General features: G+C 35.0%; 22 protein-coding genes. 13 read left to right on the top strand and 9 right to left on the bottom strand.

Annotation, left to right across the window (positions count from 1 at the left end; genetic code table 11):
* Window positions 1–32 precede the first annotated feature (32 nt).
* The 7 genes from ihfB to ACFINY_RS01420 all read left to right on the top strand — a co-directional run bounded on the left by ihfB (window position 33) and on the right by ACFINY_RS01420 (window position 5,943).
* On the top strand, window positions 33–311 hold the full coding sequence (ihfB, locus tag ACFINY_RS01450; RefSeq protein WP_273790186.1) for an integration host factor subunit beta: 279 nt from the start codon (window positions 33–35) through the stop codon (window positions 309–311).
* Between the two features lie 7 nt (window positions 312–318).
* Window positions 319–615 (top strand): lipopolysaccharide assembly protein LapA domain-containing protein, encoded by a 297-nt coding sequence (locus ACFINY_RS01445; RefSeq protein ID WP_273790185.1) that lies wholly within the window; start codon window positions 319–321, stop codon window positions 613–615.
* A gap of 175 nt (window positions 616–790) precedes the next feature.
* Window positions 791–1,723 carry a class I SAM-dependent methyltransferase gene (locus ACFINY_RS01440; protein WP_375611350.1) on the top strand — a complete coding sequence of 311 codons (933 nt, stop codon included), beginning with the start codon at window positions 791–793 and terminating at the stop codon, window positions 1,721–1,723.
* A 2-nt stretch (window positions 1,724–1,725) separates the two neighbouring features.
* A complete protein-coding gene (locus ACFINY_RS01435; protein WP_375611349.1) occupies window positions 1,726–2,580 on the top strand; it encodes a TrmH family RNA methyltransferase in 855 nt (284 codons plus the stop codon).
* Entirely contained in the window at window positions 2,570–3,073 is a 504-nt protein-coding gene (gene lspA, locus ACFINY_RS01430; protein ID WP_375611348.1) for a signal peptidase II, read from the top strand. Before ACFINY_RS01435 ends, lspA begins: the two co-directional genes overlap by 11 nt.
* Before the next feature lie 1,121 nt (window positions 3,074–4,194).
* Entirely contained in the window at window positions 4,195–4,968 is a 774-nt protein-coding gene (locus ACFINY_RS01425; RefSeq protein WP_375700766.1) for a Bax inhibitor-1/YccA family protein, read from the top strand.
* Window positions 4,969–5,079: 111 nt separating this feature from the next.
* The gene (locus tag ACFINY_RS01420; RefSeq protein WP_375612773.1) at window positions 5,080–5,943 is read left to right on the top strand and encodes an endonuclease/exonuclease/phosphatase family protein; all 864 of its coding nucleotides are present in this window, start codon (window positions 5,080–5,082) and stop codon (window positions 5,941–5,943) included.
* A 5-nt stretch (window positions 5,944–5,948) separates the two neighbouring features.
* On the opposite strand, the gene polA is transcribed toward ACFINY_RS01420, so the two are convergent.
* The 6 genes from polA to ACFINY_RS01390 all read right to left on the bottom strand — a co-directional run bounded on the left by polA (window position 5,949) and on the right by ACFINY_RS01390 (window position 12,769).
* Window positions 5,949–8,876 (bottom strand): DNA polymerase I, encoded by a 2,928-nt coding sequence (gene polA, locus ACFINY_RS01415; RefSeq protein WP_375700765.1) that lies wholly within the window; start codon window positions 8,874–8,876, stop codon window positions 5,949–5,951.
* Between the two features lie 299 nt (window positions 8,877–9,175).
* Window positions 9,176–9,883 carry a DNA polymerase III subunit epsilon gene (dnaQ, locus tag ACFINY_RS01410; RefSeq protein WP_375629128.1) on the bottom strand — a complete coding sequence of 236 codons (708 nt, stop codon included), beginning with the start codon at window positions 9,881–9,883 and terminating at the stop codon, window positions 9,176–9,178.
* A 4-nt stretch (window positions 9,884–9,887) separates the two neighbouring features.
* A complete protein-coding gene (coaE, locus tag ACFINY_RS01405; RefSeq protein WP_375612770.1) occupies window positions 9,888–10,475 on the bottom strand; it encodes a dephospho-CoA kinase in 588 nt (195 codons plus the stop codon).
* Window positions 10,472–11,344, bottom strand: coding sequence for a shikimate dehydrogenase (locus ACFINY_RS01400; protein WP_375648947.1), 873 nt, complete (start codon window positions 11,342–11,344; stop codon window positions 10,472–10,474). The genes coaE and ACFINY_RS01400 overlap by 4 nt, the downstream gene beginning before the upstream one ends.
* Entirely contained in the window at window positions 11,337–11,933 is a 597-nt protein-coding gene (locus ACFINY_RS01395) for a Maf family nucleotide pyrophosphatase (protein WP_375611343.1), read from the bottom strand. The genes ACFINY_RS01400 and ACFINY_RS01395 overlap by 8 nt, the downstream gene beginning before the upstream one ends.
* Complete coding sequence (locus ACFINY_RS01390) at window positions 11,930–12,769, bottom strand: pyruvate, water dikinase regulatory protein (RefSeq protein WP_375612767.1); 840 nt, start codon at window positions 12,767–12,769, stop codon at window positions 11,930–11,932. The genes ACFINY_RS01395 and ACFINY_RS01390 overlap by 4 nt, the downstream gene beginning before the upstream one ends.
* A 552-nt stretch (window positions 12,770–13,321) precedes the next feature.
* Between ACFINY_RS01390 and rho the strand changes: the two genes are divergently transcribed.
* The 6 genes from rho to ACFINY_RS01360 all read left to right on the top strand — a co-directional run bounded on the left by rho (window position 13,322) and on the right by ACFINY_RS01360 (window position 20,290).
* Window positions 13,322–14,587 carry a transcription termination factor Rho gene (rho, locus tag ACFINY_RS01385; protein WP_015857121.1) on the top strand — a complete coding sequence of 422 codons (1,266 nt, stop codon included), beginning with the start codon at window positions 13,322–13,324 and terminating at the stop codon, window positions 14,585–14,587.
* A 31-nt stretch (window positions 14,588–14,618) separates the two neighbouring features.
* Window positions 14,619–15,926 carry a tRNA uridine-5-carboxymethylaminomethyl(34) synthesis GTPase MnmE gene (gene mnmE / locus ACFINY_RS01380; RefSeq protein ID WP_375611341.1) on the top strand — a complete coding sequence of 436 codons (1,308 nt, stop codon included), beginning with the start codon at window positions 14,619–14,621 and terminating at the stop codon, window positions 15,924–15,926.
* Between the two features lie 106 nt (window positions 15,927–16,032).
* Complete coding sequence (gene mnmG, locus ACFINY_RS01375) at window positions 16,033–17,901, top strand: tRNA uridine-5-carboxymethylaminomethyl(34) synthesis enzyme MnmG (RefSeq protein ID WP_375639846.1); 1,869 nt, start codon at window positions 16,033–16,035, stop codon at window positions 17,899–17,901.
* Entirely contained in the window at window positions 17,901–18,548 is a 648-nt protein-coding gene (rsmG, locus tag ACFINY_RS01370) for a 16S rRNA (guanine(527)-N(7))-methyltransferase RsmG (protein ID WP_375639849.1), read from the top strand. Before mnmG ends, rsmG begins: the two co-directional genes overlap by 1 nt.
* A 6-nt stretch (window positions 18,549–18,554) precedes the next feature.
* Complete coding sequence (locus tag ACFINY_RS01365) at window positions 18,555–19,352, top strand: ParA family protein (protein ID WP_273790170.1); 798 nt, start codon at window positions 18,555–18,557, stop codon at window positions 19,350–19,352.
* A 41-nt stretch (window positions 19,353–19,393) separates the two neighbouring features.
* The gene (locus ACFINY_RS01360; RefSeq protein ID WP_375639853.1) at window positions 19,394–20,290 is read left to right on the top strand and encodes a ParB/RepB/Spo0J family partition protein; all 897 of its coding nucleotides are present in this window, start codon (window positions 19,394–19,396) and stop codon (window positions 20,288–20,290) included.
* Window positions 20,291–20,313: 23 nt separating this feature from the next.
* On the opposite strand, the gene ACFINY_RS01355 is transcribed toward ACFINY_RS01360, so the two are convergent.
* The 3 genes from ACFINY_RS01355 to gloB all read right to left on the bottom strand — a co-directional run bounded on the left by ACFINY_RS01355 (window position 20,314) and on the right by gloB (window position 22,238).
* Entirely contained in the window at window positions 20,314–20,781 is a 468-nt protein-coding gene (locus ACFINY_RS01355; RefSeq protein WP_375639857.1) for a hypothetical protein, read from the bottom strand.
* A 195-nt stretch (window positions 20,782–20,976) separates the two neighbouring features.
* Complete coding sequence (locus ACFINY_RS01350; protein ID WP_375620898.1) at window positions 20,977–21,474, bottom strand: hypothetical protein; 498 nt, start codon at window positions 21,472–21,474, stop codon at window positions 20,977–20,979.
* A 2-nt stretch (window positions 21,475–21,476) separates the two neighbouring features.
* Window positions 21,477–22,238 carry a hydroxyacylglutathione hydrolase gene (gene gloB, locus ACFINY_RS01345; RefSeq protein ID WP_375629105.1) on the bottom strand — a complete coding sequence of 254 codons (762 nt, stop codon included), beginning with the start codon at window positions 22,236–22,238 and terminating at the stop codon, window positions 21,477–21,479.
* Window positions 22,239–22,247 lie beyond the last annotated feature (9 nt).

The following is a 22,247-nucleotide window of genomic DNA, read 5'->3' as shown; positions in this document are numbered from 1 at the left end:
ACAAAATTTTTTTGTGTGAAAGTGAGGCTATTGTGGTAAAATCAGAGCTTGTGCAAATTATCGCTCGTCATAACCCGCATCTTTTTCAACGGGATGTGGAGAATATTGTAAACGCTATTTTTGAGGAAATTGCAACAGCACTTGCAAATGGCAATCGCGTTGAACTTCGTGGATTTGGAGCTTTTTCTGTAAAAAGCCGTTCAGCCCGTAATGGACGTAATCCACGAACAGGTGAAGCCGTTTCTGTTGAAGAAAAGTGGATTCCTTTTTTTAAAACTGGCAAGGATTTACGCGACCGTCTTAATCAGTGAGAAACTTATGATAATTAAACGTATTCTTCTAACAAGTATCGGTGTGATTCTCGCAGCGGTTTTGATTGTTTTTATCGTGGCTAATCGTCAAATGGTTCCGTTAACCCTTGATCCTTTTCGAGCAAATCCTGAAAGTTTTACTTATCATGCTCCCCTCTTTATATGGCTCTTTATCTTCTTTGGTTTTGGTATTTTATTAGGAAATCTGATCAGTTGGTTTTCCTATCACAAATACAAAAAAGCTCTCAAAAAAAGTAAAGCCGAGATTGAAAAATTGAAAACATCTATCACAAATTTGGTGTAATGGTATTTAAATGAAATCTTTTCTCTCTGTATTCTATATTCAGTACAGAGTTAAAAGTGCTCTTTTTCTTTTTTTTTATACATTGTTTTAATTGACTTTAGCTTTTTTGCACTTTTACGAAACATTTAAGAGCTTTATAATATATTTTTATACCTCATATACCGTGATACAAAACATGCCTGCACAATGCTTTCAATTCTCCCATAACAATAGATATCCGCAGGAAAAGCTGCCCCTTATTTTAGAAACGGGTATAAGCGAAAACTATGCTCTCATTGATTCTGGTCATGGACAAAAATTAGAACGTTATGGAGCTTACCGCATTATTCGACCAGAAGGTCAAGCACTATGGAAACCCGCTTTACCACAAAAACAATGGGCTGATGTTGATGCTATTTTCACAGGAAACCTTGATGAAGAAGGGGTTGGGCGTTGGCATTTTCCTAAAAAGCCACTTGATGAAACATGGGTTCTTGCTTGGAATGGATTGTCTTTTCTAGGCCGTTTTACTTCCTTTCGTCATGTGGGGGTTTTTCCTGAACAAGATGCCCATTGGCGCTCTATGGAAGAACAAATTGTTAAAGCCGAACGCCCTATAAAATTGTTGAATCTTTTTGGCTATACAGGTATTGCCTCTTTGATTGGAGCACGAGCGGGTGCGAATGTTACCCATGTTGATGCTTCTAAAAAAGCCATTGCGTGGGCAAAAGCTAATCAAGAAAGAGCAGGATTACCAGATCATTCTATTCGCTGGATTTGCGATGATGCTATGAAATTTGTCGAGCGTGAACTGCGTCGTAAAAAAAGCTATGATATGATTCTTCTTGATCCCCCTGCTTATGGGCGTGGACCCCATGGTGAAATTTGGCAACTGTTTGATCATTTACCCGCCATGATCACAAATTGTCGTAAACTTCTCTCTGATAAACCGCTCTCTGTTGTCCTTACAGCTTATTCTATTCGTGCTTCCTTCTTTGCACTTCATGCTTTAATGCGTGATGCATTTGTAAATCTTGGTGGTACGGTCGAATCAGGAGAACTCATTTTGCGTGAAGAAGTTGCAGGACGTGCTCTTTCTACTTCTCTTTTTAGCCGTTGGATTGCTTGAATATGTGTAGACCCAAAACTGGTAGAGTGAAAGAAATTACCTCTCTTAGCAACCCCATCATAAAAAATCTTAAAGCACTTAGCCAAAAGAAAAACCGTAATAGAGAAGGTCTTTTCATGGCAGAAGGATTGAAATTGGTCATTGATGCTCTCAATCTTGGCTGGACAATACAGACGCTTATTTTTTCTAAAAGTGAAATCGGTAATGCTACTATCGAAAATACTGCCGCACGTGCTGTAGCCAACGGTGGTTTTGTTATTAAAGCCTCACAAAAGGTTATGGAATCACTTACCCGACGCGATAATCCACAAACAGTTATTGGTATTTTCAAGCAAAAATGGCACTCTTTTGAAATGATAAAAGGGCAGATTAAAGATGTTTACATCGCGCTTGATCGTGTACGTGATCCTGGAAACCTTGGTACCATTATTCGAACCGCTGATGCTGTAGGTGCTAAAGGTGTTATTTTAATTGGCGAGACAACAGACCCTTTCTCGCCTGAAACAGTCCGCGCAACCATGGGATCTATTTTCTCTGTACCACTTTATCGTTTTGATGAAAACGGCTTTTTAAACTGGTCTTCTCACTTTAAAGGTATGATTGTTGGAACACACCTCAAAGGTTCTCTGGATTATCGCACACTTGACTTCAAAAATGGCCCTATTATCCTTTTAATGGGGAATGAAAAACAGGGATTATCAGATCTTCTTACGAATCGGTGTGATAAACTTACGCGTATTCCACAAAGCGGACGAGCAGACTCGCTTAATCTAGCTGTAGCAACAGCTGTTATGCTTTATGAAATCCGTCGCCCCTATTTAATACTTGAACCATGTGAGGAAAAACATGATTCGTAAATCACTCCCTTTTCTTCTCTTGGGCTTGGCTTTTACAGTAGTACTTGATCAAGCTGTCAAATACTGGGTTATGCACAATATGCCTTTAGGAACAGAAATTTCGCTTATTCCTTTTCTTTCCCTTTATCATGTGCGCAATTCTGGCATTGCATTTTCGTTTTTTTCTTCCTTTTCTCAGTGGGGAATCATCGCCATCACGATCATTGTGATTATCTTTCTTCTATGGTTATGGAAAAATACTGAATATAATAAGTCTTTAATGCGCTTTGGCCTTATTCTTATTATTGGGGGAGCCATCGGCAATCTCATTGATCGTATTCGCTTTCATCATGTCACTGATTATATACTTTTTCATATTGATGATATTTTTTATTTTGCTATTTTCAACCTTGCAGATAGTTTTATCACTCTCGGTGTTATTGCCATCCTTATTGAAGAATTGCGTACTTGGATGAAAGCAAGGCGTCATTCCAATAGTACATCTTCTCACTGATATGTTCAGTGCCTTAGAAAACAGAGATTATTGACCATCACAAGTCTGATTACGCATTGATTTCTCTTAATCAATTCTTGTTGCTCGTCATTTCACGTGTTTCTCTTCATGGGACTATAAGATCTTACTTTCTTTTCAACTTTACATTTCTACACTTAGTTAGTGCAAAAGAAATGAACTCAAATAGAATCAATATTTTTTATCCATGTGTCCTACATCACAATTTTTGAGGAGACATTTCACAGCATTCGAAGTTCTGTTTATTTGATTAGAACAATTGCTTTTCGTATGTTTTTTAGTTTTTACAGATATCGATTTTACAGAGCCTTTCTTAAGTGCTTCGTTTAAAAACTCTCCTTTTTTATTTTATATATTGTTTAATAAAAAACATTTTTTCAACTATTTTCAATGGTGTCTTGTTAAAGCAACATATTGATTATAAATATAAATTACCGTTTTTCATATTGAATAAAAGCCCTTACTATTCTAAATCTCTTTTATTTGGAATCTGTTCATGTTGAATCCATTAAAACCATATCTCTTGCAAGACACAAGCAAGTCAATAATCTTGATTGATTTAATATGAACAGATTTTCAACCAGAGAATCTTGCGATATTCGGAGTATCATTTAGCATTCAAAAAGACAATTTATCATTATACATCAATATATTATAAAAAATCCAATTCAATAGCTCTTATAACCGTGCAAAACAGATGCAATATTGGAGGTTGAAATAGTGTGATGATACTTGCCGCTCTTCTCATAAACGCAAAAATAGTAAATATTTTATAAGGGATTGTATTACATAGTTTCTGTGAAAATAGAAAAGTTTTTAAGTATAGTCTTTTTATCTTGCAAAAATATGGCAAAAAATGGAAATATTTTTTATTAAAATGAACTATTTCCTTACCAATTTGTAAGGTTCCTTCTTCATATAAATCTCTTGTAATTTTTAAATAAATCTCCATAATAAGAGCATATATGCTGGAATTCTGTCAGTGATTCTTAAGGGTTTTTGTATTTGCCCAATTAAGGCTTATACCAAGCTTATCTGTGTAATGACAGAGACACCTTTAAAGCCCTATACCTGACAGAACATATGCTAAAGGATTTTATATTATGGCTAATTTTAAAGATTTACGTTCGGCACCTGCTTCTCATGCCGATGCATCAATTGATCAGGGATTACGCGACTATATGTTGGGTGTCTACAATGCAATGGCCATTGGTTTGCTTATTACAGCTGCTGCCGCTTATGCAATTGTATCATTAGCAACGACAACAGATATGAGCCAAGCAGCAGCTCAAATCAATAGCAGTGTTTATCTAACACCATTTGGAGTAACATTTTATACATCGCCATTTTCTTATATTGTTATGTTTGCACCACTCATAGCAGTCTTATTTCTCAGTTTTAAAATTAATACATTGAGCACAAATGCTGCTCGTAGTCTCTTTTTTGGTTATGCTGCTCTGGTTGGTCTTTCACTGTCTTCAATCGTTTTGCGCTATACGACAGAAAGTGTTGTGCAAACCTTTGTCATTTCCGCCGCAACTTTTGGAGCTCTTTCACTTTATGGATACACAACAAAGCGTGATCTCACAGCAATCGGTTCCTTCTTATTCATCGGATTGATCGGCTTGTTTCTTTCCATGATTGTGAACATTTTTCTTGGATCAAGCGCTTTGCAGTTTGCTATCTCTGTGATTGGTGTTTTTATCTTTGCTGGTTTAACAGCCTACGATACCCAGAGCATTAAGTTGATGTATTATGAAGGAGATGAAAGCGATACCAGAGGACGTAAAGTTATTATGGGCGCGTTGAATCTTTATCTTGATTTCATCAATATGTTTGTCTTCTTGCTACAGTTTCTTGGCTCAAACCGTGATTGATTGCAAAAATCATAACTTAATTAAGAACCTTGTTTCTAAAAGAGACAAGGTTCTTTTGTTTTTAGTGTAAGTCTTTACCCTTGGCCTCTTAGGGACTATTCTTTTCGTAAAATGACAAAAATACCTTATAAGCAAAAATTCCCTTGGTTTACCGGTTTTATCCAACAAAAACTCCATAGCTCCTTTTTAAATACAATTCATAGCCGCTCTCATCATCAATCAAACATTGTCAATCAAAATAGTAATTATGATCTGACCGTTGCTTCCTATAATGTGCATAAATGTGTAGGTGTTGATAAAGTTTTTAATCCTACAAGAATTGTCCGTGTTATTACTGAATTACAAGTTGATATCCTTGCTCTTCAAGAAGCAGATAAACGTTTTGGGGAACGCATCGGTTTGATTAATCTTCAGCTATTAAAAGCTGAAACCGGTTTGATTCCTGTACCTCTTAATACTATGTCACCTCATGGCCATGGTTGGCATGGGAATGCTCTTTTTTTGCGAAAGGGATATGTACGTGATACTTTACAAGTCACTCTTCCTAGTATTGAACCACGTGGGGCTGTAATTGTAGAGTTGGAAATGGCAGCAGGACCTATTCGTATTATTGCGGCTCATTTTGGATTATTACGTTACTCTCGTAAACAACAAACAAAAATGCTCCTTGAAATTTTCCAAAAACGCCCCCTTATGCCTACACTCCTCATAGGAGATTTTAATGAATGGCGAATGGGAAAAGGCTCATCTTTAAATCATTTTTCTCCCTATTTTGATAGCACTTTTGAAGTTGTACCAAGCTTTCCCTCTCGTTTTCCTTTGTTAGCCCTTGATAGAGTTTTTTCTTTTCCCCACCAATTGGTAACAAGTATTGAAAATCATTATTCACCACTTGCACGCATTGCTTCAGATCATTTGCCTATCAAAGCCTATCTTAATCTTTCCAACGCAATCAATATTCTTAAAAATAAATAAAAAAATTAATGTGCCTCATCCCAATTTTGAGCCGTCATAACTTTTACTTCAAGCGGTACAGATAAAGATAGAACCGGTATTGTAGCATTTTCCATAACATTTTTAACAACAGTCATGGTTTTTTTACTTTCTTCTTCTGGTACTTCAAAAATCAGTTCATCATGAACTTGCAGCAACATTTTTGCTGATAGTTTTTCTGCTTTTAAAGCATCTTCCATATGTATCATAGCGCGGCGAATAATATCGGCCGCAGAACCTTGAATTGGAGCATTGATAGCTGCCCGCTCATTAAGAGAACGAATTTTTACATTCTTTGCTTTTATTTCTGGATAATGGATACGACGTCCAAAAATTGTTTCTACATAACCATTTTCACGTGCAAAGATTTTGGTCTTCTCCATATAATCTTTAATTCCTGGAAATCTTTCAAAATACAGTTGAATATAACGACCCGCTTCTTGGCGTGAAATTCCCAATTGATTGGCTAATCCAAAAGCTGAAATACCATAAATAATACCAAAATTAATCGCTTTTGCACGCCGTCGTATATCTGAATGCATTCCTTCTATCGCAACACCAAACATTTGTGATGCCGTTATAGCGTGAATATCATGCCCTTTAGCAAAAGCTTCTTTTAATGCTTTTATATCCGCAATATGTGCAAGAATGCGCAACTCAATCTGACTATAATCAGCAGAAAGTAACACATGTCCTTTGGGAGCAATAAAAGCTGTTCGAATTTTACGTCCTTCAGCAGTTCGCACTGGAATATTTTGCAAATTTGGCTCTGATGATGATAACCGACCAGTTGATGTTATTGCCAAAGAATAATTCGTGTGAACTCGCCCTGTTTTTGAAAAAATATAAGAAGGCAAGGCATCTGTATAGGTAGATTTTAGCTTTGAAAGTTGACGCCACTCAATAATTTTACGCGGTAAAATATGACCTTCAGCAGCCAACTCTTCTAAGGTCTGTGCAGAAGTTGACCATTGTCCACCCTTTGTTTTAGCGCCTCCAGGCAATCCCATTTTGCCAAAAAGGATATCCCCTAATTGCTTTGGCGAAGCAAGATTAAACTTTTCATCAGCTTGTTTGTAAATTTCCTCTTCTAGAATCAAAGAAGCTTGTGCTAACTCTCCTGAAAGACGCAATAAAATCTGCCGATCAATAAGAATCCCCCGTTCTTCCATTCTTGCAAGAACTTCTACAAGAGGTCTATCAAGACGCTCATAAATTTTTGTCATTCCACGAGCAACAAGTTGCGGTTTCAATACTTGCCAAAGACGTAGCTTTATATCAGCATCTTCCGCCGCATAAAGGGTTGCTTGTTTTAAATCTACTTGTGCAAAAGAAGTAATTTTTTTCCCGTTATGCGTTAAATCTTTATAGGCAATTGGTTTATGCTCAAGCCAACGTTCAGACAAATCATCCATATTATGGGTTAACATTCCAGCATCAAAAGCATATGATAAAAGCATGGTGTCGTCAAAAGAGCTTATCATAATGTCGTATTGCTTCATCACCAACCAATCATATTTTATATTATGACCAATTTTTAACACCGCTGAATCTTCTAATATCGGTTTTAAAAGTGCTAAAGCTTTTCGAGCCCCAATCTGTGAAGCAATGCGCCCGCCCCTCAAAAGGTCCTCTTCTCCTTCATCAAAATGTTCAAGAGGTATATAAGCTGCTTTTTCCGGCTGTAATGCGAGTGAAAAACCAACAAGCTTTGCTTGCATCGGATCAAGAGATGTTGTTTTAGTATCAAAAGCGAAAAAACCCTGCTCTTGTGCTTGTGATAACCAGTCTTTTAAAATTTCCTCATCAAGAATTGTTGTATAAGCATCTCTTGTAATTTTTTGAGTCAGCGCTTGATCTTTACGTTCTTGTGCAAAAACTTGTGGAGAATTTTCAGAAAAATTATGAAGGGATGCGCGCTCAGTATTCTTGATATCAGAATCATGCCTGATATCAGAATCATTCCTAGGGCTTAGTTTTTCCCATTCAACATCTATATCAAGTGCGTCAATAACAGCTGCATCGCATGTTGTTGCCTCTGCCACGCGACGCGTTAATGTTGAAAACTCCATCGCTTTCAAAAAAGCAATTAAACGTGGACCATCTTGTGGCTCCAAAATAAAATCATCTAAATCATTATCTATAGGAACATCTGTTTTAAGCCTGACAAGTTCACGAGATATTTTAACTTGTTCTCTATAAGCTTGAATGTTTTCACGTCGTTTTGTTTGTTTAATTTCTGTTACGTTTTGCAATAAAAGATCAAGAGAACCAAATTCATTTAACAACTGAGCTGCAGTTTTTGGACCAATGCTTGGAATACCCGGTACATTATCCGTTGAATCTCCAATTAATGCTTGTAAATCAATCATTTTTTCAGGCGCAACACCCCATTTTTCTATAACTTCTGAGATACCTATATGCTTATCTTTCATTCCATCATACAAAGATACATGCGTATTTACGAGTTGCATAAGATCCTTATCAGAAGAAATAATGGTTGTTTTTGCCCCAACCTTTGTTGCCAACTTTGCATAGGTAGCAATTAAATCATCCGCTTCAAAGCCTTCCTTTTCAATACAAGGCAAATTAAAAGCCTTCGTTGCTTGGCGTATTAGCGCGAATTGAGGAATTAGATCTTCAGGAGGTTCAACGCGATTCGCTTTATATTCAGGATAAATTTGTTTCCGAAAAGTATCAGATGAATAATCAAAAATAACAGCAAAATGTGTTGGAACAACACCCGTAGCTGTATTACGAGCATCACAAAGTAATTTCCATAACATATTGCAAAAACCAGCTACTGCTCCTACAGGAAGTCCATCCTTTTTACGTTTTAAAGGCGGCAAAGCATAATAAGCACGAAAAATATAGCCTGATCCGTCAACCAAAAAAAGATGATCTGTTGCTTTCATGACAATTTTTTCTCCATTTCAGCTAAAAAAACAAATTACCCTTATATATTTTTTCACTTTGCCTCTAAAAAGCCATTTTTTCTCTTCATAAGACGTGAAGTCGTTGCACTTTATATTAAGTACCTAGAGCTTTTCTTTGCTGTTACAGGATTAATAGCTTTCATTTTGCTCCTCCTATGATAGCTGAGGTACGATGTAGCGACAGGGTCGTTGTGGTGTTCCCCTCCCCACAACGACCGTTTTTTTTGACATCGATATTCTTTAATTTCAATCGTGACTCTTTTAGATAAAAGATGATGTTATTCATGAATTTTGAAGTTATTCCACAGAGCTTTTTCACCCATTTTGTAGATAAAATCAGCGTGTAACTTTTTTTCTTGCATACTCAATCTTGAAGGTAAAGCCTGCGGGCGAATTTTAACGGCATAAGATGTATCTTTATCGTTCTGGATATGTTCATCAATACCCCTTCTGTTATCAAAACCCAATACACCTTGCTTTCCACCGATGAGCTCAATATAAACATCGGCTAGAATCTCTGCATCAAGCAAAGCACCATGAAGAACACGATGGCTGTTATCAATTCCAAAACGTTTGCATAAAATATCAAGAGAATTAGGACCCATAGGAAATTTACGCCGCGCCATAGCCAATGTATCAAGAATATTATCAACACTGATAAGCGGTTTGTTGACGCGTTTTAATTCTGCATTAATAAAACCAATATCAAAACTCGCATTATGCGCAATCATTGTCGCGTCTTTGATAAATTCCAAAAATTCATCAACAATATCACTAAAACTTTTCTCGTTTTTCAAGCGTTCATTGGTTAATCCGTGAATTGCTACAACTTCATCAGGAATAATAACGCCTTCAGGGTTTAAATAAACATGAAATTGGCGTCCTGTGAGATAACGATCAACCATTTCTACACAACCAATTTCGATTATGCGATCTTTCTCTTTATCTAAACCTGTTGTTTCTGTATCAAAAATAATTTCACGCATAATTTTAATTCTTTAGCAATTTTTTTATCACATCAAAAACCTGTTGACGTGTATTCTCTAAATCTTTCCCTGTATCAATAATAAAATCAGCGCGTTCTCGTTTTTTTTCATCTGGCATTTGTTGAGCGTTGATAAAGGCAAATTTTTTCTCATTCATACCTTGGCGAATCATTACACGTTCTTTTTGTATTTCTGGTGGAGCAGAAACAACAATAACGCTATCCACACGACTTTCACCATTTTTTTCAAACAGAAGTGGAATATCAAGAATAACTAATTTTTTCCCTTGTTCACGCGCTATATCAATAAATTCCCTTTCTTTTTCTTGCACCAAAGGATGAATTATTTTTTCTAATGTTTGTAATTTTTCTTTATCATCAATCAAAATTTCAGAAAGTTTCAAACGGTTAACTTCTCCGTTTTCAACCACACCAGGAAAAATACGCTCTATGAATGACAAAGCTGGCTCACTTTTATAAAGCTGTTGTACTGCTTCATCAGCACTAAAAACAGAAATACCCGCTTGCTTGAAAAAATCAGCAACTGTTGATTTTCCCATAGCAATTGATCCCGTTAATCCTATGATCTTCATTCTCTTTTTTCACTCATATCCTCTAAAATAGCTGTCCGTAACGCTTTTGTTACCTGTGGTCTTATTCCGAACCACTGTTCAAACCCTATAACAGCCTGATGTAGAAGCATCCCAAGTCCATCAACCGTCTTGAGATCACAAGCCTTTGCCTGTTGTAAAAAAGGAGTTATCAATGGTGTATAAATAATATCTGTTACTAATGCCGTTTTTTTTGCTTTATGAAAATCGCAAAAAAAAGAATCACTTTTTTCTTCTGGACTTTTTATGCCAATAGAGGTTGTATTAACAATCAAATCAGCTTGATGAAGTATTTCATGGATTTTATGCCAATCGTAAACTTTAATGATTTTTCCAAAATGCTGAGCTAAATTATCAGCACGTTGTTTTGTACGGTTAATTAAATAAATCTGTTCAAATCCGCGTCTTTTTAAGGCATATATGATAGCGCGTGCGGCACCACCTGCTCCAAAAACAAGAGCTGTTTCCCCTCCCCAATCAGATGCAAAATCATCAAGATTAGCGCTAAAACCATAGGCATCACTATTCGTGGCACAAAGCTTATCTCCTTCATACCAAAGTGTATTAACAGCACCAATCATTGTTGCTCTCTCATCTTTATAATCTGCTAAACGAAAAGCTTCCTGTTTATAAGGCAAAGTAACATTTCCTCCACAAAAGCCTATTTTTTGTAAAGACGCAATAAAATGACTGAACTCTTCAGATGTTACTTCTTGTGCAAGATATTCTCCTTGTAAACCATATTGTTTAAGCCAAAAATTGTGAATTCTTGGCGATTTTGAATGATGAATTGGAGAACCAACAACAAAAGCACGCGGATAATTTGTTTTTTTTATTGTTAAGTCAACCATCAATAATTCCTAAGTGGCGCAGTTTTATGAGTAGAGGCAGCAAAGGTAAACCAACAATGGTAAAAAAATCTCCTTCAATTTTTTCAAAGAGATGAATTCCTTCTCCTTCAATTTGATATACTCCCACGCTGTTTAAAACATCTTTTCCTACGCGTGCTAAATAACGTTCAATAAATTCTGATGAGAGTAAACGAACAGACATATGTGCACTAAAAGCTTCAACCCAAATTTTTTGACCATTTTTAAATAAAGCTACCGCACTATGAAGAGAATGGGTTTTTCCTGATAATTCACATAAACGTTGATGTGCTTCTTTAATATTTGTTGCTTTGTGAAAAACTTGACCTTCAAAATCAAGAACTTGATCACAACCAATAACGAAAGCATCAGGAAAACGATCTGAAACATTTTTTGCTTTTGCGCTCGCAAGAAAACAGCTGAGTTCTTTAGGTGTTTTTTCTTTTGCTTTTTTTTCTACTTCTCTTTCATCAAAAGAAGCTCCTTCAATGGAAAAATTTAAGCCTGCTTTTTTTAATAATTTTGCACGATAAAAACTAAGAGATGCTAATATTAAAGTATCTGCGTTCATGAGAATTTTCTCTCATTTCCTTCACGAAATCGTGATAACAGTTCAAATATTGCAGCAGCAGTTTCTTCAATAGAACGTCTTGTGACATCAATAATAGGCCAACCAAAACGTTCGCAAATGCGTTTTGCATGGATTAATTCTTCAGCTATGTTGATACGATTAGTATAATTATCAAGAGCAAAACCTTCTCCTAAATCTCTATTTTGACGAATATGTGAGATTCTTTCAGCTGAAGCAATTAAACCAATAATTAAAGAATTTTTTACCTCTAAAAGAGATTCTGGCAAATCAATTCCTGGAATAAGAGGAACATTAGCCGTTTTGATTCCGCGATTTGCTAAATAGATGCTTGTTGGTGTTTTAGAGGTTCTTGAAATTCCCACAAGGATCACATCTGCTTCGGATAAGCTACTGGAAGACTGTCCATCATCATGCTCTATTGTAAAATCCAGTGCCTCAATACGGCGAAAATAATCTGCATTAAGATCATGTTGTGCGCTCGCACGTAAATGTGTTGGCATTCCAAGGTAAGACTGAAAAGCATTTAAAACAGGATGCAATATATCAATACAGGGAACTTCTATTTTTTTGCATTTTTTTTGAAGGAGTAGTTTAAGTTCTTCATCAATCATTGTGTAAAGAACAATACCTGGCTCTTGTTGTATTTCATCAAGAGCTTTCTGTAACTGTATTCTATTACGAATCATAGGATAGATATGCTCTGTTGCCTGAATCATTGCATATTGCGATGCTACAGCTCTTCCAACAGAAATTAATGTTTCTCCTGTTGCATCAGAAAGCATGTGTAAATGAAAGAATTTTTTTTCTTTTGTCACAAAAATTTTAACTCCTTGTTAAGACATGTGTATATATCCTCACCGTTTTTTATAAAACTAAAATTTATGAAAAATTCTCCTTTTTTATGCACAAATTAAATGCTTGTGATAATTTAATCCCTCTTATAAAAAAAGAGGGGATAATATCTTTAAGATAGTGATATTTTTATTCTTTTTTCAGTTCCTTTTGTGGATAAAATTGAGGATAAATAATAATCCACACTAAACACAGTTATAAATAAGAATAATCCTTTCTTTAATATAAATTTATTAATATAAATTTCTGTAAAAAATACTTTTGAATAGCATTTTATTAATGCTATAATCCTAACTCACATTTTTGTTATTAAAATAATTAAATACTATTTGGATTTTATATTTTTTCAAGTTTTTCATATAATTACTTAATATTACAGGAACAAATTTCATATAAATGGTACTTGCAGATTAAAAAAATTGAGTGTAGGATATTTTTTCTTAATAATATTTCACTCATAAATTTCCATAAATTATTTAGAACAATCTTCTCCTTAATTACAAAGAGCATATTTCATGCAAAAAATGAAACTACAAGAACTTAAAAGCAAAAATCCCGTTGAGCTTGTTTCTTTTGCTGAAACATTAGAAGTTGAAAATGCCTCCCTTATGCGCAAACAAGAATTAATGTTTGCTATCTTGAAAAAACTTGCTCTACAAGACGTTGAAATTATAGGAGAAGGTGTTGTTGAAGTTTTACAAGACGGATTTGGATTTTTGAGATCTGCTGATGCTAATTATCTTCCTGGTCCTGATGATATTTATCTTTCACCTGCACAAATACAGTCGTTTTCTTTAAAAACAGGCGATACAATTGAAGGTCCCATACGCAGTCCAAAAGAGGGAGAACGTTATTTTGCTCTCCTTAAAATTAATACAATTAATTTCGAAAAACCTGAAAAGATTCGTTATAAAATCCACTTTGATAATCTTACTCCTCTTTATTCAAATGAACGTTTCCAAATGGAAATACAAGATCCTACAGAGAAAGATATGTCATCACGCGTGATTGATTTGATATCTCCATTGGGAAAAGGACAAAGAGGGTTAATTGTAGCTCCTCCTCGGACGGGAAAAACAGTTTTACTTCAAAATATTGCTCATTCTATTACCACTAATCATCCTGAATGTTATCTCATTGTTCTTTTAATTGATGAACGACCAGAAGAAGTTACTGATATGCAGCGTTCAGTAAAAGGAGAAGTGGTTTCTTCTACTTTTGATGAACCTGCAATACGTCACGTACAAGTGGCAGAAATGGTTATTGAAAAAGCCAAACGTCTTGTTGAATATGGGCGTGATGTTGTTATTCTTCTCGATTCTATTACACGTCTTGGGCGTGCATATAATACAGTTGTTCCTTCTTCAGGTAAAGTTTTAACAGGTGGTGTGGATGCAAATGCCCTCCAGCGTCCAAAGCGTTTTTTTGGTGCAGCACGTAATATTGAAGAAGGCGGATCTTTAACCATTATTGCAACGGCTTTGATTGATACAGGAAGTCGTATGGATGAGGTTATTTTTGAAGAATTTAAAGGAACAGGTAATTCGGAAATTGTTCTTGATCGAAAAGTTGCTGATAAACGTATTTTCCCTGCTATGGATATTTTAAAGTCAGGAACGCGTAAGGAAGAACTTCTGGTAGAACGACAAGATTTACACAAAATTTTTGTTCTTCGTCGTATTTTAGCATCTATGAATGTAACAGATGCAATTGAATTTTTGATTGATAAATTAAAGCAAACAAAAAATAATAGTGAATTTTTTGATTCAATGAATACGTAGAGTCATTAAAGTTTTTATTAGGATAAAACCTGTGGATACAATCTTTGCTGTTTCGAGTGGATTGTTACCTTCAGGGGTTGCAGTCATTCGGCTTTCTGGTCCTCATGTTGTGGATATAGTTAAAACGCTTTGTGGTCGTTTACCTAAAGCACGTTTTATGCATTATGGAAATCTTACTGCTCGTGATGGTAGTTTTTTAGATTCTGGTTTAACTGTTTTTTTTCCTGCTCCTCATAGTTTTACGGGGGAAGATTGTGCAGAATTCCATTTACATGGAGGAAAAGCAGTCGTTAATCGTTTTCTCGATGAATTGTCGACATTTTCTGGATGCCGTATTGCAGAAGCAGGTGAATTTTCACGTCGTGCTTTTATGGAAGGAAAATTAGATCTTGTTCAAGCAGAAGGTCTTGCTGATTTAATAGAAGCAGAAACGGAAAGCCAACGGCGTTTAGCTGTTATGGGTACAAGTGGACATTTAACGACGCTTTATCGTGATTGGCGTCATAAGCTTATGAAGGCGCGTGCTTTTATTGAGGCAGAACTTGATTTTGTTGATGAAGCAGATATTCCCAACGCAATATCTGATAAAGTTTGGAAAGATGTTCAGGATCTTTGTACTTCTATTCGGGAATATATTACTAAAGGAGAACGTGCGAGTATTTTACGTGATGGATTAAAAATTGTTATTGCTGGTGCTCCAAATTCTGGAAAATCAAGCATTATGAATCGTCTTTCAGGAAGATCTGTTGCTATTGTAACGGAAGAAGCAGGAACAACCCGTGATGCTTTAGAAATGAGAATTATTCTTGGTGGTTTACCTGTTTTTTTAACCGATACTGCTGGTTTTAGAAAAACAGAAAATAAAATAGAACAGATGGGAATAGAAATTGCTAAACAGCATGTTAGGGAAGCTGATTTGGTTATTTTGGTTTATGATATAGGAAATCCTAAGCAAGTTGATTTACCAGAAACATCGGCTGAAATATGGTGTGTTGGCAATAAGCTTGATCTTTATGAAAAAAATGATCAGCGTTGGTCTATACAATTTTCCGCATTAACTGGTTTAAATTTTGATTATTTTATAAAAGAACTTGAATTATTTTGTCATCATCGTGCTTCTGAAATTGGAAATATTGTTCCAGCACGTAAAAGGCAACTTCAATTATTAAAGGAGGCTGTTAAAGAGATTGAATTTTCTCTTAATTATCATTCCCTTGATCTCAGTTTACGTGCAGAACATCTCCGTTGTGCAAGTGATTTTCTTGGGAAAATTACAGGAGATATTGATGTTGAAGATTTGCTTGATATTATTTTTTCAGAATTTTGTGTTGGTAAATAATGATTCACGTGAAACATTGATTATTTCATAGACAGATTATAAAGATTATGTAATTTATATCCTGTTTCACGTGAAACCTTAGAATATTTTCTACGGAATGAATTAAATGCAATCATATGATGTTGTTATTGTTGGTGGTGGTCATGCTGGCTGTGAAGCGGCTTCAGCTTCAGCACGTGTAGGAGCCAAAACAGCGCTTGTTACACATAAAATATCAGCACTGGGAACAATGTCGTGTAATCCTGCTATTGGTGGACTTGGAAAAGGGCATCTAGTTCGTGAAATAGATGCGTTAGATGGTCTTATGGGAAGAGCAGCGGATGCTGCTGGAATTCAGTTTAGACTACTTAATAGACGTAAAGGACCGGCAGTAAGAGGACCACGGACACAGGCAGATAGACAACTTTATAAAAAAGCAATTCAAAAATTATTAAAAGAACAAGAAAATCTTACTCTTATTGAGGATGAAGTTATTGATCTGGTTGTTAAAGATAATTGTGTATCAGGTGTTATTTTAAAAAAACAAGGAACAATTTTTTCTGGTGCTGTTGTTTTAACAACAGGTACGTTTTTAAATGGCTTTATTCATATTGGTAATAAAACATGGGCTGCTGGTCGTATGGGAGATCAGTCAAGTGTAAAACTTGCTGAACATTTGAAAAAATATCATATAAAACTTGGACGATTAAAAACAGGAACCCCTGCTCGTTTGAGTAAAAAAACAATTGCTTGGGAAGCTCTCCAAAAACAACAAGCAGATGAAAATCCCATACCCTTTTCTCTTTTAACAGAGAAAATTGAACAACCACAAATTGAATGTGCAATAACACGTACAAATGAGAAAACACATCAAATTATTCGCGAGAATATTTATCGCTCTGCTTTATATTCTGGAAATATTGAAGGGTTAGGACCACGTTATTGTCCTTCTGTTGAAGATAAAATTGTTAAATTTGGAGAACGTGATGGACATCAGATCTTTCTGGAACCAGAAGGATTAAATGATGATACTGTTTATCCAAATGGTCTTTCTACTTCTCTTCCTGAAGATGTACAAATTTCTCTATTGAAAACCATTGAAGGATTGGAAAATGCTATAGTTTTGCAACCTGGTTATGCTATTGAATATGATTTTGTTAATCCACAACAATTAACGAGAAACTTAGAATTACGTTCTTTACCGGGTTTGTTCTTAGCAGGCCAAATTAATGGTACAACAGGATATGAAGAAGCAGCAGCACAAGGACTTTTAGCTGGATTAAATGCTGCACGTAAAGTAGGTAAATTAGATGAAATACTTATAAGTCGTTCTACTGCTTATATTGGTGTTATGATTGATGATTTGGTTTCACGTGGTGTTTGTGAACCTTATAGGATGTTTACATCACGTGCTGAATTTCGTTTATCTTTACGATCTGATAATGCTGATACGCGTTTAACACCTTTGGCACAAAAATGGGGTATTGTGAGTAAAATACGTTGGGAATGTTATCAGAAAAAACAACAACGGCTTGATCAAGCACGATCAATATGTCAAAATCTTTTTTTAACACCCAATGAAGCTTCTGCTCATGGATTACATGTTAATCATGATGGAATTCGGCGTTCGGCTTATGATTTTCTTGCTTATCCTCATATGACCTTAGAGCGTCTTTCAGATTTTTGGCCACAATTAAAAACAATTGATTCTAAAACAGCAGAATCTTTAGAAATTGAAGCACAATATGCGGTTTATTTAGATAAACAAGCACAAGATATTGCCTCTCTTCAGAGAGATGAGCGTTTAGAAATTCCTTCTTCTCTCGATGTTCAGGCAATTTCAGGTCTTTCAAATGAACTTAAATCAAAAATTCAAGAAGTGTCGCCGCGTTCAATTGCTGATGCACAAAAAATTGATGGCATGACACCCGCCGCGTTATCGCTTATTATTACACATATTCAACGTCAACGACGTGAAAAGGCTAAAACAGCTTAATGAATTTTTCTACAGAAAAAAAATATCAACAATTATTAAATATTGTTCCTTCTGTTTCACGTGAAACGATGGAAAATTTAATTCAGTTTGAGTCTTTAATACTTCAGTGGAATGCACATATTAATTTGATATCTGCTACAACTATACCAGATCTATGGACACGACATATTCTAGATTCAGCACAAATTTTTCCTTTGTATGCTCATTCTTTACATTGGTGTGATTTAGGATCAGGAGGAGGTTTTCCTGCAATTGTGATTGCTATCTTTTTGAAAGAAAAAAAATCAGGACATATTAATCTTGTTGAAAGTAATGGGAAAAAAGTTGCTTTTTTGCGAACAGTTATTGCTCAACTTAATCTTCCAGCAACGGTTTATCACGCTAGAATTGAAGATATATATCAAAAAATTCCCATATCTGATATTATAACAGCACGGGGATTAGCGCCGCTTGATACTCTTTTACAACTCATTTTTCCTTTATTAACAGAAAAAACAATAGCTCTTTTGCAAAAAGGTCGGGATTACGCTACAGAAATAAAAAATGCCTCTGCCAATTGGCACTTTGATCTGTTAAAACATAAAAGTAAAGTTGATGAAAATTCTGTTATTTTGGAAATTTCTCATATTCGATCATATAGAGGGTAGAGCAAAATGAGCGAAACACGAATTATCGCTATTGCAAACCAAAAGGGTGGAGTCGGAAAAACAACCACAGCAATTAATCTTGCTACAGCTTTAGCGGCTATTGGTGAAAATGTCCTTATTATGGATGTTGATCCACAAGGTAATGCTAGTACAGGTTTAGGGATTGATCGTAATAGCCGTCCTTTATCTTCTTATGATGTTTTGGTTTCGGGCGTTTCAATTACACAGGCGGCTTTAAAAACAGCCGTACCCAATCTTTATATAGTTCCTTCTACACTTGATCTCTTAGGTGTGGAAATGGAAATTTCTTCATCAAAAGATCGCATACAACGCTTACGTAAAGCTCTCTATGATGATCCGGAAATGGAAAAAAAATTCAATTATATTTTAATTGATTGTCCTCCCTCCCTTAATCTTTTAACACTTAATGCTATGGGGGCTGCGGATTCTGTTTTAGTGCCTATGCAGTGTGAATTTTTAGCACTTGAAGGTTTAAGTCAATTACTTGAAACAGTAAAACAAGTGCGATCCGTACTTAATCCATCTTTAGAGATCCAAGGTATTGTTTTAACAATGTATGATGGACGTAATAACCTTTCAAATCAAGTTGTTGAAGATGTACGCTCTTTTATGGGAGATAAAGTTTATCGTACTGTTATTCCACGAAATGTAAGAGTATCAGAAGCGCCTTCTTTTGGCAAACCTGTATTGCTTTATGATCTTAAATGTGCTGGGAGCCAAGCTTATTTGCGTCTAGCATCAGAAATGATTCAACGTGAAAAACAAGCACGTGCTGCTGCTTAAAAATGTAAAATTTTTTGTAAGAAAACTCAAAGAGCAAAATTATGAACGATGATCTATCAAAAAAAAGACTAGGACGTGGATTAGCGGCATTGATTGGAGATATCAATTTAAACAACAATATTGCACGTTCATCAAGCTTTGATAAATTAAATGAATCCGGTAGTCTTTCTGAGCAATTTATTTCTATTGAATCTATTTCATGTAATCCTCACAATCCTCGGCGTCATTTTACTGAAACAGAGCTTGATAATTTGACACAATCAATTCGTCAACACGGTGTGGTTCAACCGGTTATTGTGAGGCCTTTAAGAGATCATCCTCATCGGTTTGAATTGATTGCGGGTGAACGGCGCTGGCGTGCAGCACAACGTGCAAATTTAAGTCAATTACCCGTTATTATTCGTGATGTGGACGATAAAACGGCTTTGGAATTGGCAATTATTGAAAATGTTCAACGTGCAGATCTTAATCCTATCGAAGAAGCAAAGGGATATGAGATGCTTCTAAATGAACATGATTATACGCAAGTAGATTTAGCGCAAGTTATAGGAAAAAGTCGTAGTCATGTTGCAAATACGCTTCGTTTGTTAAAACTTCCAGAAAAGGTACAACAATTCTTAACTGATGGACAACTTTCTGCAGGTCATGCACGTTGTCTTATAACCGTTGATGATCCACAAAATTTAGCTGAGAAAATTATTCGTGAAGGGCTTTCAGTACGTCAAACAGAAATACTTGCATATGAGCAAGCTAATCCTAAAACTAAAAAGCGTACCAATACGGAGAAAGATGCTGAAACAAAATCTTTAGAAAAATTACTTGCAGATGTGATAGGAATGAAAGTTATTATTCGACATGGTAAAAAAGGTGGAGATTTAAAAATACATTACTCTTCATTAGAACAATTAGATGAAATTTGTCGGCGTTTACAAAGTTAATCAATTGTTCTAAAAAGATTTTTTTAACAGTTATCTTTTAAAATTTTTATTATTCTATACATATGCTCTTTAGCAAATTCTATATTGCTTGAAGGTAAAAAGTTTTTTTCATAAGTAGAATTTTCTTCATCAGTAAGTACATACAATGTCGCTTGAAGTGCTAGGTGAGCAATAACAAACTCTTTCGGTGTTATATTATTTTCTTTTAAAATATTCACAAGTTTTGGATTATTAGAAATATAGGCAGCGTATTTTTCAATATTATCATTATAAGTATTGAAGTCACTTTTTTTATTTATTTGTTCTGGTTCTGAAGATAAATTTTTACATTCTATTTTGATTTTTTCCAGCTTTAAAAGAAGATCTTCTGTTAAGGGATAATTTGCAATGAAAGGCGGTATAAAAGAAAGATCATCTATTTCTTGTTTTTTTTCTTGAGCGTATGATGCAAAAGGAAAAATGAAGAAAAAGCACAAAAGAAGTTTAAACATGACTAAAAATTATCCTTTCTTTTTTGAATTTCAATAAATATTTTTTCGTCTGTTATTCTTTATTTTTATAAAAACATTTGTTAAATATAGTCGAAATAAACACAATTATTAGGAATGATAAAAACACGGTGATTTTTAATGCACGGACTTTTTTATTAGATTAATGGGATGATATTTTTAATGTGTCATAGCTGATTAGTTGCTCAAAATGAGTTTTTCGCAGCTATCTAAAAGAATTGTCGCTTTAAAAAAATGTTTTTTAACAAATTCAAGATTGTTTAGAAATATAGTATTTTTCTCAGTAGAATATTCCTTTTCAGGTACAAATATGAGAAGCGTTGATATTTCTTTAAGAGCTAAGGTTCCTGAAGCAAAATCTTTCGGTGTTATATTATTTTCTTTTAAAATATTTACAAGTTTTGGTTTACTAGAAATATAGGTAGTGTAATTTTCAATACTAGAGTGGATACTAGAATCATAAGTTATAAGATTATTTTTTGTTTCTGGAAGTAAGTTTTTACATTCTTTTTCAATTTTTTCCAGCTTTAAAAGAAAATCTTCTGTTAAGGGATAATTTGCAATGAGAGATGATATAAGAGAAGAATTATCTGTTTCCTTTTCCTCTGCCCTTGTTAGTTGAATATGTATCACGAAAAGAAAAAGGAGGAACAAACGTAATACGAACTTAAGCATGGTTAAAAATTATCCTTTCTTCTTCGAATTTCAGCAAAAACTTCTTCATCTGTTTCTTCTTCCATTACAAGGTTTCTTCGCAATACACTATCATCCCAGCGGAGAAAGGGATTGGTGGCTTTTTCTTGCCCTAAGGTTACTGGTAAAGTCATAGCGTTTTTTGCACGTAGCAAAAAAACTTCCTCTATTCTTTGGTGGAGTTTTTTATTATGTGGGTCAATTGTTAGTGCGAAAAGAGCGTTATTTTTTGTATATTCATGTCCACAATAAAGAAGTGTTTCATCAGGAAGTTTACGAAGTTTTTTTAAAGAATTCAGCATTTGTGCTGGTGTTCCTTCGAAAAGACGTCCACAGCCCAATGAAAAAAGTGTATCTCCAGCAAAGAGTAAATTATTTTCAGGAAAATAGTAAGATAATGCGCCTAGAGTATGACCAGGTGTTGAAAGAGCTAAAAGAAGGTGTGAGCCAAAAGAAAAACTTTCATCAGGTTGAAGTGTTTTATCAAGATGATCAATCTTTTCTTTTTCTGCTTCTGGTCCGATAACCGTAGTGTTGTAAACTTGTTTTAATTCTGATAGGGCTTCTACATGGTCGTGATGATGATGAGTTACAAAAATAGTGTTAAGTGTCCAATTGTGGCGCTTTAAGGCGTTGTGAATCGCTTTGCCTTCAGGAGCATCTATTGCAGCTGTCATACCACTTTTTTCATCATGAAGGAGTACACCGAAATTGTTTTCTCGACAAATAAACTGTTCAATCAACATATTTTTTCT

This window comes from Bartonella sp. AA23NXGY (assembly GCF_042197165.1).
Taxonomy (GTDB): Bacteria; Pseudomonadota; Alphaproteobacteria; order Rhizobiales; family Rhizobiaceae; genus Bartonella.
The sequence above is the reverse complement of the archived record's forward strand: the minus strand, read 5'-3'. Positions and strand labels throughout refer to the sequence as shown.

What these genes read in the sequence shown, in the direction of transcription:
- ACFINY_RS01445 (WP_273790185.1), top strand. Translation starts at nt 319, where the DNA reads ATGATAATTAAACGTATTCTTCTAACAAGTATCGGTGTGATTCTCGCA.
- ACFINY_RS01440 (WP_375611350.1), top strand. Translation starts at nt 791, where the DNA reads ATGCCTGCACAATGCTTTCAATTCTCCCATAACAATAGATATCCGCAG.
- ACFINY_RS01435 (WP_375611349.1), top strand. Translation starts at nt 1,726, where the DNA reads ATGTGTAGACCCAAAACTGGTAGAGTGAAAGAAATTACCTCTCTTAGC.
- lspA (WP_375611348.1), top strand. Translation starts at nt 2,570, where the DNA reads ATGATTCGTAAATCACTCCCTTTTCTTCTCTTGGGCTTGGCTTTTACA.
- ACFINY_RS01425 (WP_375700766.1), top strand. Translation starts at nt 4,195, where the DNA reads ATGGCTAATTTTAAAGATTTACGTTCGGCACCTGCTTCTCATGCCGAT.
- ACFINY_RS01420 (WP_375612773.1), top strand. Translation starts at nt 5,080, where the DNA reads ATGACAAAAATACCTTATAAGCAAAAATTCCCTTGGTTTACCGGTTTT.
- polA (WP_375700765.1), bottom strand. Translation starts at nt 8,876, where the DNA reads ATGAAAGCAACAGATCATCTTTTTTTGGTTGACGGATCAGGCTATATT.
- dnaQ (WP_375629128.1), bottom strand. Translation starts at nt 9,883, where the DNA reads ATGCGTGAAATTATTTTTGATACAGAAACAACAGGTTTAGATAAAGAG.
- coaE (WP_375612770.1), bottom strand. Translation starts at nt 10,475, where the DNA reads ATGAAGATCATAGGATTAACGGGATCAATTGCTATGGGAAAATCAACA.
- ACFINY_RS01400 (WP_375648947.1), bottom strand. Translation starts at nt 11,344, where the DNA reads ATGGTTGACTTAACAATAAAAAAAACAAATTATCCGCGTGCTTTTGTT.
- ACFINY_RS01395 (WP_375611343.1), bottom strand. Translation starts at nt 11,933, where the DNA reads ATGAACGCAGATACTTTAATATTAGCATCTCTTAGTTTTTATCGTGCA.
- rho (WP_015857121.1), top strand. Translation starts at nt 13,322, where the DNA reads ATGCAAAAAATGAAACTACAAGAACTTAAAAGCAAAAATCCCGTTGAG.
- mnmG (WP_375639846.1), top strand. Translation starts at nt 16,033, where the DNA reads ATGCAATCATATGATGTTGTTATTGTTGGTGGTGGTCATGCTGGCTGT.
- rsmG (WP_375639849.1), top strand. Translation starts at nt 17,901, where the DNA reads ATGAATTTTTCTACAGAAAAAAAATATCAACAATTATTAAATATTGTT.
- ACFINY_RS01365 (WP_273790170.1), top strand. Translation starts at nt 18,555, where the DNA reads ATGAGCGAAACACGAATTATCGCTATTGCAAACCAAAAGGGTGGAGTC.
- ACFINY_RS01360 (WP_375639853.1), top strand. Translation starts at nt 19,394, where the DNA reads ATGAACGATGATCTATCAAAAAAAAGACTAGGACGTGGATTAGCGGCA.
- ACFINY_RS01355 (WP_375639857.1), bottom strand. Translation starts at nt 20,781, where the DNA reads ATGTTTAAACTTCTTTTGTGCTTTTTCTTCATTTTTCCTTTTGCATCA.
- ACFINY_RS01350 (WP_375620898.1), bottom strand. Translation starts at nt 21,474, where the DNA reads ATGCTTAAGTTCGTATTACGTTTGTTCCTCCTTTTTCTTTTCGTGATA.
- gloB (WP_375629105.1), bottom strand. Translation starts at nt 22,238, where the DNA reads ATGTTGATTGAACAGTTTATTTGTCGAGAAAACAATTTCGGTGTACTC.